A 12,459-nucleotide genomic window follows, 5' to 3' on the forward strand; every position below is an offset into this window, starting at 1 on the left:
CGCATCGCACACGCAGTGTCGGAAGGTCCGCAGAACCTTCGAGCGACCGCTCGCAGCCCCGGCTTGACACCGGAACGGCGGAAGCGGGCCGGCTGAGGCCCGCGCGTTCGATACGTGGAAATCTTGTGTCCGGAGCCTGGATCGCGCCGGTCCCGAAACAGGGACCTGACGTATCGACCTCAAAGAGCGGGAGCGGGCACTTCCTCCAATGACGGCGGCGGCTTAACCCCGCGACCGGCCCGCTCGGACGGCCTCGATAATGTCGATGGCGGCCCGGACGCCGCTCTCTATATCCAGTTGGGAGTTATCTAGCAAGTAAGCATCCGGGGCGGGCTTTAAAGGCGCAATCGGCCGGTTCTTGTCGCGTTCGTCGCGCTGGATGATATCGGCGAGCACGGCGGCTTCGTCGGCCTCCTCGCCCCTGGCCTTGGCTTCCATGGTCCGGCGGCGGGCGCGGACCTTGGGGTCGGCGACGACGAAGATCTTCACGTCGGCATCGGGGCAGATCACGGTTCCAATGTCCCGGCCATCAAGCACGGCGCCGGGCGGATCGGCGGCGAATTGCCGCTGGAAATTGACCAGGACCTCGCGAACCCTGGGGATCGCCGAGACGATCGAGGCGCCCTCGCCGGCCTTCTGGGTCTTCAGGGCGGGATTGCCGAACTTTTCGGGATCGAGCTCCAGGGCGGCCTGCACCGCGGCGGCCTCGTCGCGGAGATCATGACCTGATTGCATCAGGGCATAGGCCACCGCGCGGTAGATCACGCCGGTATCGAGATGACGATAGCCGTAATGGTGCGCAAGACGCTTGCCGAGCGTCCCCTTGCCCGAGGCCGCGGGCCCGTCGATGGCGATGATCATGAAAACTCGGCCCCTAAAGAACGCATCATCGGAATGAAGTCCGGGAAACTCGTGGCGATAAAGGCGGTGTCGTCGACGGTCACGGGCTGATCGGAGGCGCAACCCATCACCAGCGCCGACATCGCGATGCGATGGTCCATGTGGGTGGCGACGGTGCCGCCGCCGGGAACGTGGCCGCGTCCCTCGACGATGAGATCGTCGCCGGAAATGGTGACCGTCACGCCGTTGACGCGCAGCATGGCGGCGGTGGCCTCCAGCCGGTCGGATTCCTTGACGCGCAGCTCCTGGAGGCCGCGCATGATCGTCGTGCCTTCGGCGAAGGACGCCGCCACGGCCAGCACCAGATATTCGTCGATCATCGATGGCGCGCGTTCGGACGGCACCTCGACCCCGCGCAGTTTCGAGGCGCGCACGCGCAATTGCGCCATCGGCTCGCCGGCGTCACGACGGACCTCGCTTTCCTCGATCGAAGCGCCCATCTCGCGCAGCGTCGTGAAAAGACCGGTGCGCAGCGGGTTGGTCATGACATCGGACAGGACGACATCCGAGCCCTCGACGATCAGCGCTGCGACGACCGGAAAGGCCGCCGAGGACGGATCGGCGGGCACCACGACGGTGGCACCATGCAGTTCGGGCTGGCCCTTGAGCGTGATGCGGCGGCCGTGCTGGCCTTCCTGCGCCGAGGTGATGTCGGCGCCAAAATGCTTGAGCATCAACTCGGTGTGGTCGCGGCTGGCCTCGCTCTCGATCACGGTCGTGGTGCCCGGTGCGGCAAGGCCGGCCAGCAGCACCGCCGACTTGATCTGGGCCGAGGCGACCGGGGTCGTGTAGGTGATCGGCAGCGGATCGCGCGCGCCCTGAAGGGTCAGGGGCAGGCGGCCGCCCTCGCCGCCGGAAATGACCTTCGCGCCCATCTTTTCCAGGGGATCGAGGATCCGGCGCATGGGGCGGCTGCGCAGCGAGGCATCGCCGTCGAAAACCGCCGAGATCGGGCAGCCGGCGACGGCGCCCATGACCAGCCGGCAACCGGTGCCGGAGTTGCCGAAATCCAGAGGGGTCTTGGGCGTGGCGAAGCCCGCAACGCCCACGCCGTTGACCTTCCAGGCAAAATCCCCGGTGCGCTCGACCCTGGCGCCCAGCGCCTGCATGGATTTGGCGGTGTTGAGGACGTCCTCACCCTCGAGCAGGCCCGATATCCTGGTCTCGCCGACCGCGAGCGCGCCCAGGATCAGCGCGCGGTGGGAGATCGACTTGTCGCCGGGCACCCGTACTTTCCCGGTCAGGGGACCGCTGGCGCGAGACTGAAGCGGCCTCGGTTGGTCGGAATGAGTCAAGATTGTGTCCTTGGATGAGCCCTGAGGGGACTGCGGCGCAGGTACCACATGGTCCGCGCCCCGTCACGGGCATGTCGTTCTCCCGTAATGCGCTATTGACAGCGGGCCGCCAACTAGCCAAGTGAAACACCGCTTTTCAGACATTCCCAGGATTCCTGCCGTGGCCAAGTCCGAACTCGGAACCAAACGTATTTGCCCGACCACGGGCAAGAAGTTCTATGACCTCAACAAGAATCCGGTGATCTCGCCCTATACCGGCGAAGTCGTGCCGATTGCCCCGGTGGCGCCGGCGCGTATGCCCCGTGGCGCCGAAGCCCGGCACGCGGCGACAGCGGATGCTGCGCCCGAGCCGGCAGAGGTCGAAGAGGTCTCGCTCGAGGAGGCCGACGCCGAGGAGAACACCGGCAAGGTCAAGGCCGTGGTGCCCGAATCCGAGGACGATATCGAGGTCGACGAGACCCTCGACGACGACGATGACGATGATTCGACCTTCATTGCCGATGAAGAAGAGGGCGATGAGGACGTTACCGACATCATTGGTGATGTCGGAGGTGATGAAGAGACTTGAGATCAGTCCTGATCTGTGAAAAAGGGTGCACCGCGCGAGTCGCCAGGACTCGCCGGTTGGGGTGATCCACCAGATTTCACCCCGTTAAGGACTAAGGGGCCATAGCTCAGCTGGGAGAGCGCTTGCATGGCATGCAAGAGGTCGGCGGTTCGATCCCGCCTGGCTCCACCAGCCTTCGCCCGCTTCGAAGGCAAAGCCGGCTCTGGCGAAACGCTACTCCCCGATCACCGCATTCAGCCGATCCCTGAGCGCCACGATCTCGTCCTTCATCGCCACCAACTCCGACACCGAGCAATCCGACGCCGCCAGGATCGATTGCGGCACGGCACGCGCCTTCTCCTTCAGGGCATGGCCTTGCGCCGTCAGCGCGATCAGGACCTGGCGCTCGTCCTCGCTGGAGCGGGTGCGCTTCACGAGATGCGCCGCTTCCAGCCGTTTCAGCAGCGGGGTCAGGGTGCCCGAATCCAGGAACAGCCGCTCGCCGATGTCCTTGACCGGCACGTCGTCGCGCTCCCATAGCACCAGCATCACCAGATATTGCGGATAGGTCAGGCCGAGCCGGTCCAGCAGCGGCTTGTAGACGCGGTTGAAGGCATGCGCGGCCGAATAGACCGCGAAGCAGATCTGGTTGTCGAGCCGCAGCGGCGCGTCCGCTGCCGATGATTTTCGGGGCATGGGAATCTCTTTGGGACTTGTCTCATTCTGGCGCCGCGCGCCGGCACATTCAATTGCGAACAATTAAATGTGAGACGGCGAAGTTTCAATTGCGCACAATCTAATTGTCTGCGATATAGATCGCACCCCCACCCCAAGACCCCAGGGAGACGACAATGTCCGTGAACGTCCTCTACAAGACCAGCGCCAAGGCCACCGGCGGCCGCGACGGCCATGCTGCGACCCTCGACGGCGCCCTCGACGTCAAGCTCACCACGCCGAAGGAGCTCGGCGGCGGCGGCGGCGCCGGCAACAATCCCGAGCAGCTGTTTGCGGCCGGCTATGCCGCCTGCTTCATCGGCGCGATGAAGTTCGTGGCCTCGCAGGGCGGCCCGAAGGTTCCCGCCGACGCCTCCGTCACCTCGACCGTCGGTATCGGCCCGCGCTCCGAGGGCGGCTTCGGCCTCGATATCGACCTCGCGGTCTCGCTGCCGGGCCTCGCCCGCGCGGAGGCCGAAGCACTGGTCGAAAAGGCCCACCAGGTGTGCCCCTATTCCAACGCCACGCGCGGCAATGTCGACGTTCGCCTGACGGTCGTCTGATCGGAACGGCGGATTGGCCGGCCCGAGATCCCCCTCGGGCCGGCCACTTGCGTTGATTTGCCACGCCGCGGGACTGACGCTCGGCGGCGCATATGGCCCTACGCGAGGGCCCATTGCTGGCGCAAACAAACCTCGCTAGGCCTGTGACCAAAGATCGACACAGGGGAAGCGAAGGCAATGAGTTCTGAAGCCGCCACAGGTGCCATGAGCGGACTGCGCGTCATCGATCTCACGCGCGTGCTCGGCGGTCCCTACTGCACCCAGATCCTCGCCGACCACGGCGCCGACGTGATCAAGGTCGAGCCGCCCGCCGGCGACGAGGTGCGCGAATGGGGTCCTCCCTTCCACGAGGAGGACGCGGCTTATTTCGTCGGCATCAACCGCAACAAGCGCTCGATCGGCCTCGACCTCGCCTCCGAGGGCGGCCGCATCGTGCTGCTCAAGATGCTGGAGACAGCCGACGTCCTGATCGAGAATTTCAAGCCGGGCACGCTGGAGAAATGGGGCATCGGCAACGACGTCCTCAGTAGGAAATTCCCGCGTCTCGTGCATTGCCGGATCTGCGGCTTCGGCGCCGACGGTCCGCGTGGCGGCAATCCCGGCTATGACGCCATCATCCAGGCCATGACCGGCATGATCGCCGCGACCGGCTCGCCCGAGAGCGGGCCGATGCGGATCGGCGTGCCCTTGGTCGACATCACCACCGGCCTTTATGCGGCGATCGGCATCCTGATGGCGCTGTCGGAGCGGCAGCGTTCGGGCCAGGGCCAATTCCTCGAGACCACGCTGTACGAGACCGGCCTTGCCATCATGCATCCGCACACCGCGAATTATTTCATGCATGGCAAGCCGCCCTCGCTCACCGGCAACGAGCACCCGAACCTCGTGCCTTACGCGATCTTCCCGACGAAAACCGACAACATCTTCATCGGCGTCGGCAATGACGGCACCTTCCGCAAGCTCGCCAAGGAGATCGGCAAGCCCGAGCTCGGCACCGATCCGCGCTTTGCCCGCAACAAGGACCGCATCGCCAACCGCGAGGCGCTGCGCGCCGAGCTTGCCGCCGTGTTCAGCCAGCACGAGGCCGAGCCGCTGTGCAATCGCCTGCTCGCCGCGGGCCTGCCCGCAGGGCCCGTGCAGAAGATCGACCAGGCGCTGACCAATCCGCACACGATCGCGCGCGGCGATATCATCGAGAAGGACTGGTACAAGGGCGTCGCCTCCCCGATCCGGCTCGACCGCAGCAAGCCGAGCCTGCGCCGGCTGCCGCCGAAATTCAGCCAGCACGCAGCCGAGGTGCTGGGCGAGTTCGGCTACTCCAGGGCCGAGATCGACGCGATGGTCGAAAAGGGCACGGTCTGCGGCCCCGAGCGCAAGCGGTAGAGGCCACCTCCGTCCAACGAATGATGCCGCAGTGCGGCGCGGGCACGATAGTGCACCGCGAACGGAGGAGGCTGGCTGTGGCCTCTTCGCCTATTTGACGACTTCCCATTTAGCAGCGCTTGCTGCTTTCGTTTCTCCCGCTTACACAGTCATGTGAACGTCATATGGCACTGCTAGCGCAAGCGCTTCTTTAGTGACGGGCAAGGGAGGTTTTCTTGATGGCTCTTCGACATTTTGGCACGGCTGCTGCTGTTGCACTCACGGTTGGTCTCGGCGCCTCGCCGGCATTGGCCGTGACCGAGATCCAGTGGTGGCACGCGATGACCGGCGCCAACAACGACGTCATCGTCAAGCTCGCCAACGACTTCAACGCGTCGCAGAGCGATTACAAGGTGATCCCGACCTACAAGGGCAACTACGCCGATACGATGAATGCCGGCATCGCGGCGTTCCGCGCCGGCAACGCGCCGCACATCATGCAGGTGTTCGAGGTCGGCACCGCCACCATGATGGCCGCGACCGGCGCCGTGAAGCCCGTCTACAAGCTGATGGCCGAGGCCGGCGAAAAGTTCGATCCCAAGATCTACCTGCCCGCCATCACCGGCTACTACTCCACCTCGAAGGGCGAGATGCTCTCGTTCCCCTTCAACTCGTCGTCGACCGTCATGTGGGTCAATCTCGACGAGCTGAAGAAGGCCAATGTCGCGATCCCAAAGACCTGGCCCGAAACGTTTGAGGCCGCCAAGAAGCTCCATGACAACGGTCATGCGACCTGCGGGTTCTCCAATTCCTGGGTCACCTGGGTCAATCTCGAGCAGCTCTCCGCCTGGCACAACGTGCCGCTGTCGAGCAAGGCCAACGGCCTCGACGGCTTCGACACCAAGCTCGAGTTCAATGGTCCGCTCCAGGTCAAGCATCTCGAGAAGCTGGTCGAGCTGCAGAAGGACAAGACCTACGATTATGCCGGCCGCACCAACACCGGCGAGGGCCGCTTCACCTCGGGCGAATGTCCGCTCTATCTGACCTCGTCGGCATTCTTCGGCAACGTCAAGGCGCAGGCCAAGTTCGCCTTCACCGCGGTGCCGATGCCCTATTACCCCGACGCGAAGGGCGCGCCGCAGAACTCCATCATCGGCGGCGCTTCGCTCTGGGTCATGGGCGGCAAGCCGGCCGAGGAGTACAAGGGCGTTGCAAAATTCCTGACGTTCCTCTCGGACACCGATCGCCAGGTCTATATTCACAAGGCCTCGGGCTACCTGCCGATCACCAAGGCGGCTTACGAGAAGGCCAAGGCGGAAGGGTTCTACAAGGACCAGCCCTATCTCGAGACCCCGCTGCTCGAGCTGACCAACAAGGAGCCGACCGAGAACTCCCGCGGCCTTCGCCTCGGCAACATGGTTCAGCTGCGTGACGTCTGGGCGGAAGAGATCGAGCAGGCGCTCGCCGGCAAGAAGACCGCCAAGCAGGCGCTGGACGCGGCCGTCGAGCGCGGCAACACCATGCTGCGTCAGTTCGAAAAGACCGCCGTCAAGTAAGGTCACGGATGGCAGGCCGGGCAACCCGGCCTGCCACTCCTGCGGACATCATGCAAAAGCAAGCCATTTTCCAATCAAAGCTGTTGCCGTATGCGCTCGTTGCGCCGCAGCTCGCGATCGTCCTGATTTTCTTCTACTGGCCGGCCCTGCAGGCCGTGATCCAGTCCTTCCTGCAGCAGGACGCCTTCGGCCTGTCGACCACCTTCGTCTGGTTCGAAAATTACGTCGAGCTGTTCGGGGATTCCGCCTATTTCGAATCGATCCTCCGCACCTTCTTCTTCTCGTTCGCCATCGCGGTCTCGTCGCTGTCGTTCGCGCTGCTGCTCGCGGTCATGGCCGACAAGCCGCTGCGCGGCTCGATGCTCTATCGCACGCTGCTGATCTGGCCCTATGCCGTGGCGCCGCCGGTCGTCGGCGTGCTCTGGATCTTCATGCTGCATCCCTCGCTCGGCGTGATCGCGCGTTATCTGCGCGCCCTGGGCATCGACTGGAATCCGCTGCTCGACGGCGACCAGGCCGCAACGCTGATCATCCTCGCCGCCGCCTGGAAGCAGATCTCCTACAATTTCCTGTTCTTCCTCGCCGGCCTGCAGAGCATCCCGCGCAGCGTGCTCGAAGCCGCCGCGATCGACGGTGCCCGCCCGATGCGAAGGTTCTGGACCGTGACCTTCCCGCTGCTGTCGCCGACCATCTTCTTCCTCTTGGTCGTCAACATCGTCTACGCCTTCTTCGACACCTTCGGCATCATCGACACCATGACCCGCGGCGGCCCCGGCAAGTCGACGGAAACGCTGGTCTACAAGGTCTATTCCGACGGCCTGCTCGGCGGCAATCTCGGCAGCTCCGCGGCGCAATCGGTGGTCCTGATGATCATGGTCATCGTGCTCACCGGCATCCAGTTCCGCTTCGTCGAACGCAAGGTGACGTACTGATGGTCGAGGAAGAGGGCTTTCGGCGCTATGTCGCCCACGTCATCCTCTGGATCGGGATCGCGATCGTCGCGTTCCCGGTCTACATCGCGATCATCGCCTCGACGCAGGAGAACGCGCTGATCGCGAACGGGCAGATGTCGCTGCTGCCCGGCGGTCATTTCTTCGAGACCTACTACCAGACCATCTTCGTCGGCACGAGCGGCTCGACCCGCGAGCCGGTCGGCCACATGATGCTGAACTCGCTGGTGATGGCGCTGATGATTGCGGTCGGCAAGATCGCGATCTCGATCATCTCGGCCTATGCGATCGTGTATTTCCGCTTTCCGCTCCGCATGCCGATCTTCTGGCTGATCTTCATCACCCTGATGCTGCCGGTCGAGGTGCGCATCTATCCGACCTACAAGATCGTCGCCGACCTGCACATGCTCGACAGCTATGCGGGCCTCGCGCTGCCGCTGATCGCCTCGGCCACGGCGACGCTGCTGTTCCGCCAGTTCTTCATGACCGTGCCGGACGAACTCCTGGAGGCCTCGCGCATCGACGGCGCCGGCCCTTTGCGCTTCTTCTGGGATACGCTGCTGCCGCTGTCGCGCACCAACATGGCGGCGCTGTTCGTGATCCTGTTCATCCTCGGCTGGAATCAATATCTCTGGCCGCTGCTCATCACCACCCGCGACGACATGCAGACCATCCAGGTCGGCATCCGCAAGATGATCACCACCACCGACGCGCTGACCGAATGGCCGATCGTGATGGCGACCGCCGTGCTGGCCATGCTGCCGCCGGTGTTCGTCGTCGTCGTGATGCAAAAATTGTTCGTGCGCGGGCTGGTCGAGACGGAAAAGTAAGAAGCGAGTTTTCATGGCTAACGTCACCCTGCGCAACGTCCGCAAGACCTATCCCGGCGGCTTCGAGGCCATCAAGGGCGTCAACGTCGATGTCGGCGACGGACAGTTCTGCGTGCTGGTCGGACCAAGCGGCTGCGGCAAGTCGACCTTGCTGCGCATGGTCGCAGGCCTGGAGACCGTCACCGGCGGCGAGATCGACATCGGCGGCAAGGTCGTCAACCAGGTCGAGCCCGCCGATCGCGACATCGCGATGGTGTTCCAGAACTACGCGCTCTATCCGCATATGAGCGTCTACAACAACATGGCCTACGGCCTGCGCAACCGCGGCATGGCGGAGGCCGAGATCAAGACCCGCGTCGAGGAAGCCGCGCGCGTGCTCGAGCTGTCGCCGATGCTGGAGCGCAAGCCGCGCCAGCTCTCCGGTGGCCAGCGTCAGCGCGTCGCCATGGGCCGCGCCATCGTGCGCCAGCCGAAGGTATTCCTGTTCGACGAGCCGCTGTCGAATCTCGACGCAAAACTGCGCATCGCGATGCGTGTCGAGATCCGCAAATTGCAGCGCCGGCTCAACACGACGTCGATCTACGTCACCCACGACCAGCTGGAGGCGATGACGCTCGCCGACATTCTCGTCGTGATGAATGGCGGCCAGGTCGAGCAGGTCGGCAATCCCCTGGCGATCTACGAGAAGCCGGCGACCACCTTCGTCGCCTCCTTCATCGGCGCGCCGCCGATGAATCTGATGTCGACGCGGCCCGAGGAAATCCGCGCGCAGCTCGCCGGCAGCAGTGCTGCCGATGCCGGCATTCTCGGCATCCGACCGGAAGACTTCGTCATCACCGACCAGACCCCGGCGGGCGGCGTCGCCTTGCCGCTGACCGTGGAAGCGATCGAGCGCGTCGGCGCAGAAACTTTCGTCTATGGCTCGCGCGAGCAGGAAGAGCAGCACCTCGCCGCCACGCCCGGAGAGCTGCCGCCCGGCGAGATCATCGTCCGCATTCCCGGAACCGATGCCCCCGCCATCGGCGCGAAAATCCGAGTCGCTGCGGTGCGCAGCAAGCTGCATTTGTTCAGCGGCGACGGCCGGACGCGGCTCGAGGCCTGAGGGTTCCGAGGCCTCCCAAACCAAAATTACGAAAACAACCCCATGCACAGTAGAGGGGGCTTTGTTTTCGTTGGGAAAAAACCGCGACGGAAAGCCATCACGCCCGGGCTTGTCGGCTCAGCCCGTACGACATCACTGAGAGGCGTTCGGAGACATGGCTGACACATGGGTGACAGCAGAATGGACGGGCGGCCGACATGCCCCCATCCACAGCATCCAGCATCCCGGCTACCTGCTTGAACCAACACGGGAACGTGCCCATATTGCGTCTCAAGGGGCGCCTCTATGGGCCCCGACACACCAAAGTCGCTTCCGCGAGGACTTTGTAAACTATGTCTCGTGTTCCCACGTTATCCAGTCCGTTCCTTCTGGGCTTCGACGAGATTGAGCGCGTGCTCGATCGCGTCGTCAAAGGCGCCGACGGCTACCCTCCCTACAATATCGAGAGGTGCGGCGGCGCGGACGGTCAGCCCGAGCGGTTACGCATCACGCTGGCGGTCGCCGGATTCACCCGCGACCAACTCGATGTAACCATTGAGGAAAACCAGCTCGTGATCCGCGGGCGCCAGCAGGACGACAAGACCCGGCAATACATCCATCGCGGCATCGCCGCGCGCCACTTCCAGCGCACCTTCGTGCTGGCGGAGGGGATGCTGGTGCTGGGTGCGGATCTGAAGAACGGGCTGTTGTCGATCGATCTGGCCCGGCCTGAACCGGAGAGGATCGTTAAGACAATCGCTATCAATGAGCACGAATAATGGAACGAGTAGCGGACTCGACCGCTTAGTGTTCCAGAGGAGTCGAGACCATGAGTGAAGGTCACGTTGCGTTCGAATACGAAGCCAAGAACGTCTCGCCCGAGACGCTGGCAACCCTCGGCGAAGGCCATATCGCCTATGTGAAGCAGATCCGCTCGGAAGACGTGCCGGGCCTGTTTCCCGAAGCGCCGAAAATCGCGCCGGGCCTCAAGCTCTTCGCGCTCCACGCCGCCGACGGCACGCCGATCATGCTGACCGACAGCCGCGAAGCCGCGGTCGCCAACGCCTGGAGCAACGAGCTGCAAGCGGTGAGCGTGCACTGAGCGCGCGAGCGTCGCACGAAGATTAGGATTTTGAGCGGGCATGCCTTCGCAGGAAGGCGTGCCCGTTTTCATTTGTGTGATGACGTCTCGGCTTTGTCATTGCGAGCGCAGCGAAGCAATTCAGAATCCCTCCGCGGAAAGACTCTGGATTGCTTCTGCGCTCGCAATGACGGCGTATAAGGCTATCGCACGCTCAGCTCTCGTGCCCCGGACGCAGCGCAGCGTCCCTTCGACGGTGCGCTGCAGAGCCGGGGCCCATGCGGCTGACCGCAATCCGTGAGGCGCTGGGTCCCGGCTCTGCGCAGCAACGCTTAAGCGTTGCTGCTGTCCGGGACACGCGCCACTCTCATTCACTTCAGAAAGCCAAGCCCTTCGCGCGCGGTGTCGACCGCCCATTTGTCGTTCGGCGGCAGCGCGAGCACGTTGTTGAAATCGGCGCGCGCGTGCTTTGGATCCGACATCATCATGTAGAGGAGGCCGCGATTGGCCAGCGCGACCTGGTTCTTCGGATCGAGCCGGACTGCGTCGTTGTAGTCGGCGAGCGCACGCGTGTGCTCTCCCATGTCGCGAAGCAAGGCGGCACGGTTATTGTAGGCCGCCGAATTTGCCGGCTCCAATCGAACCGCTTCGTCGCAATCGGCGAGGGCGCGCTTGTCGTCACCCTTCCTGTGCCAGGCGAGGGCACGAGCGAGATGGGCTCTCGCGAAAGCCGGGGTCATCCGCGTGACCTCGTCAAACTCCCGGATGGCCCCGTCGGCATCGTCCTTTTTCAGGAGGATGACCGCCCGGCAATAATGGCCGCCGGCTTTGCCCGGCTCGAGGCGAACGGCGCTGTTGCAATCGTCGAGCGCCGCGTCGATTTCGCCGTTCCCGACATGGATCGTGCTGCGCAGCTCGTAGGGCCAAGCGGCGGCGGGGTTACGCCGCATCGCCTCGTTGTAATCGGCGACGGCGCGGTCGGTGTCGCCCTTCGCGGCGTAGGCTTCACCTCTCATGACGGTGGCAAAATAGACCTGCTTGGGATTGCGTTCGATCGCCTCGGTGAAGCCGACGATCGCGCCCTCGAAGTCGCGCTTGTTGAAATATTCCTGGGCACGCGAGGTGTAGGATGGCCCATAGCCGGGATCGAGACGAATGGCTTCGTTGTAGTCGGCCATGGCGTGATCGCGATCGCCTTTGGCGGAATAAGCGCGGCCGCGGCAATTATAGGCCCGGCCGAAATTCGGATCGATCCGGATCGCGGCACTGCAATCCTCGAAAGCGCGATTCCAGTCGTGCTTGAGGTAGTAGGCTTCGCCACGCAGTTCGTAGGCGACCGCGTTCGTCGGGTCGGCCGCGATGATCTCGGACTTCTCCGCGATGACGCGGTCGTTGGAGGCCTCGTCAGCATGCGCTGCGGCCGTGGTGATCACGGACACGGAGCAAAGCAGACCAAAAACCCGGCCGATCGAACCGCACATCATCTCTGAAAATTCCCGCGCCAAATCGGCGCCGGGACGCACAACGATCAGAGCTGACGGAGACATGTCATGGCGCCCGGCCTCGACATTAGGTCGCAG

Annotated in this window: 13 protein-coding genes and 1 tRNA gene; 10 read left to right on the forward strand and 4 right to left on the reverse strand. The window is 64.0% G+C overall.

The genetic code is table 11. From position 1 onward, the window contains the following. Nucleotides 1–222: 222 nt before the first annotated feature. Nucleotides 223–861 carry a (d)CMP kinase gene (gene cmk / locus XH83_RS00475; protein ID WP_194405181.1) on the reverse strand — a complete coding sequence of 213 codons (639 nt, stop codon included), beginning with the start codon at nt 859–861 and terminating at the stop codon, nt 223–225. Beyond that, nucleotides 858–2,195: a 3-phosphoshikimate 1-carboxyvinyltransferase gene (aroA, locus tag XH83_RS00480; protein ID WP_194405182.1), complete on the reverse strand. Its 1,338-nt coding sequence runs from the start codon at nt 2,193–2,195 to the stop codon at nt 858–860. The genes cmk and aroA overlap by 4 nt, the downstream gene beginning before the upstream one ends. 160 nt (nt 2,196–2,355) lie before the next feature. Here aroA and XH83_RS00485 point away from each other — a divergent pair, with 160 nt between their 5' ends. Together XH83_RS00485 and XH83_RS00490 are read left to right on the forward strand one after the other, a co-directional pair. Then, entirely contained in the window at nt 2,356–2,763 is a 408-nt protein-coding gene (locus XH83_RS00485; protein WP_028133602.1) for a TIGR02300 family protein, read from the forward strand. A 95-nt stretch (nt 2,764–2,858) separates the two neighbouring features. Beyond that, nucleotides 2,859–2,934: transfer RNA gene (locus XH83_RS00490), tRNA-Ala, on the forward strand. A gap of 42 nt (nt 2,935–2,976) precedes the next feature. Here XH83_RS00490 and XH83_RS00495 read toward each other — a convergent pair. Continuing rightward, nucleotides 2,977–3,438, reverse strand: a complete 462-nt coding sequence (locus XH83_RS00495) for a MarR family winged helix-turn-helix transcriptional regulator (RefSeq protein ID WP_194405183.1) — start codon at nt 3,436–3,438, stop codon at nt 2,977–2,979. Between the two features lie 155 nt (nt 3,439–3,593). Here XH83_RS00495 and XH83_RS00500 point away from each other — a divergent pair, with 155 nt between their 5' ends. The 8 genes from XH83_RS00500 (at nt 3,594) to XH83_RS00535 (ending at nt 10,900) form a co-directional block, all read left to right on the forward strand. Continuing rightward, complete coding sequence (locus tag XH83_RS00500) at nt 3,594–4,019, forward strand: organic hydroperoxide resistance protein (RefSeq protein WP_061023501.1); 426 nt, start codon at nt 3,594–3,596, stop codon at nt 4,017–4,019. A gap of 177 nt (nt 4,020–4,196) precedes the next feature. Beyond that, nucleotides 4,197–5,402 carry a CaiB/BaiF CoA-transferase family protein gene (locus XH83_RS00505; RefSeq protein WP_246776386.1) on the forward strand — a complete coding sequence of 402 codons (1,206 nt, stop codon included), beginning with the start codon at nt 4,197–4,199 and terminating at the stop codon, nt 5,400–5,402. Between the two features lie 218 nt (nt 5,403–5,620). Next, nucleotides 5,621–6,937 carry a sn-glycerol-3-phosphate ABC transporter substrate-binding protein UgpB gene (gene ugpB, locus XH83_RS00510; RefSeq protein ID WP_194405184.1) on the forward strand — a complete coding sequence of 439 codons (1,317 nt, stop codon included), beginning with the start codon at nt 5,621–5,623 and terminating at the stop codon, nt 6,935–6,937. Between the two features lie 50 nt (nt 6,938–6,987). Continuing rightward, on the forward strand, nt 6,988–7,869 hold the full coding sequence (gene ugpA / locus XH83_RS00515; RefSeq protein WP_194405185.1) for a sn-glycerol-3-phosphate ABC transporter permease UgpA: 882 nt from the start codon (nt 6,988–6,990) through the stop codon (nt 7,867–7,869). Beyond that, nucleotides 7,869–8,717: a sn-glycerol-3-phosphate ABC transporter permease UgpE gene (gene ugpE / locus XH83_RS00520; RefSeq protein WP_194405186.1), complete on the forward strand. Its 849-nt coding sequence runs from the start codon at nt 7,869–7,871 to the stop codon at nt 8,715–8,717. The genes ugpA and ugpE overlap by 1 nt, the downstream gene beginning before the upstream one ends. A gap of 13 nt (nt 8,718–8,730) precedes the next feature. Continuing rightward, nucleotides 8,731–9,819 carry a sn-glycerol-3-phosphate import ATP-binding protein UgpC gene (locus tag XH83_RS00525; RefSeq protein ID WP_194405187.1) on the forward strand — a complete coding sequence of 363 codons (1,089 nt, stop codon included), beginning with the start codon at nt 8,731–8,733 and terminating at the stop codon, nt 9,817–9,819. A gap of 332 nt (nt 9,820–10,151) precedes the next feature. Further along, on the forward strand, nt 10,152–10,577 hold the full coding sequence (locus tag XH83_RS00530) for an Hsp20 family protein (protein WP_028139463.1): 426 nt from the start codon (nt 10,152–10,154) through the stop codon (nt 10,575–10,577). A 50-nt stretch (nt 10,578–10,627) separates the two neighbouring features. Continuing rightward, on the forward strand, nt 10,628–10,900 hold the full coding sequence (locus tag XH83_RS00535; protein ID WP_011083553.1) for a DUF1150 domain-containing protein: 273 nt from the start codon (nt 10,628–10,630) through the stop codon (nt 10,898–10,900). Nucleotides 10,901–11,250: 350 nt separating this feature from the next. Here XH83_RS00535 and XH83_RS00540 read toward each other — a convergent pair whose 3' ends face one another. After that, complete coding sequence (locus XH83_RS00540; RefSeq protein WP_246776387.1) at nt 11,251–12,426, reverse strand: tetratricopeptide repeat protein; 1,176 nt, start codon at nt 12,424–12,426, stop codon at nt 11,251–11,253. Between the last annotated feature and the right edge of the window lie 33 nt (nt 12,427–12,459).

This window comes from Bradyrhizobium sp. CCBAU 53351, from assembly GCF_015291745.1.
GTDB lineage: Bacteria > Pseudomonadota > Alphaproteobacteria > Rhizobiales > Xanthobacteraceae > Bradyrhizobium.

Bases quoted from the DNA above. Each gene is read 5' to 3' on its own strand.
- cmk (WP_194405181.1), bottom strand. From the start codon at position 861: ATGATCATCGCCATCGACGGGCCCGCGGCCTCGGGCAAGGGGACGCTC.
- XH83_RS00495 (WP_194405183.1), bottom strand. From the start codon at position 3,438: ATGCCCCGAAAATCATCGGCAGCGGACGCGCCGCTGCGGCTCGACAAC.
- XH83_RS00500 (WP_061023501.1), top strand. From the start codon at position 3,594: ATGTCCGTGAACGTCCTCTACAAGACCAGCGCCAAGGCCACCGGCGGC.
- XH83_RS00505 (WP_246776386.1), top strand. From the start codon at position 4,197: ATGAGTTCTGAAGCCGCCACAGGTGCCATGAGCGGACTGCGCGTCATC.
- ugpB (WP_194405184.1), top strand. From the start codon at position 5,621: ATGGCTCTTCGACATTTTGGCACGGCTGCTGCTGTTGCACTCACGGTT.
- ugpA (WP_194405185.1), top strand. From the start codon at position 6,988: ATGCAAAAGCAAGCCATTTTCCAATCAAAGCTGTTGCCGTATGCGCTC.
- ugpE (WP_194405186.1), top strand. From the start codon at position 7,869: ATGGTCGAGGAAGAGGGCTTTCGGCGCTATGTCGCCCACGTCATCCTC.
- XH83_RS00525 (WP_194405187.1), top strand. From the start codon at position 8,731: ATGGCTAACGTCACCCTGCGCAACGTCCGCAAGACCTATCCCGGCGGC.
- XH83_RS00530 (WP_028139463.1), top strand. From the start codon at position 10,152: ATGTCTCGTGTTCCCACGTTATCCAGTCCGTTCCTTCTGGGCTTCGAC.
- XH83_RS00535 (WP_011083553.1), top strand. From the start codon at position 10,628: ATGAGTGAAGGTCACGTTGCGTTCGAATACGAAGCCAAGAACGTCTCG.
- XH83_RS00540 (WP_246776387.1), bottom strand. From the start codon at position 12,426: ATGTCTCCGTCAGCTCTGATCGTTGTGCGTCCCGGCGCCGATTTGGCG.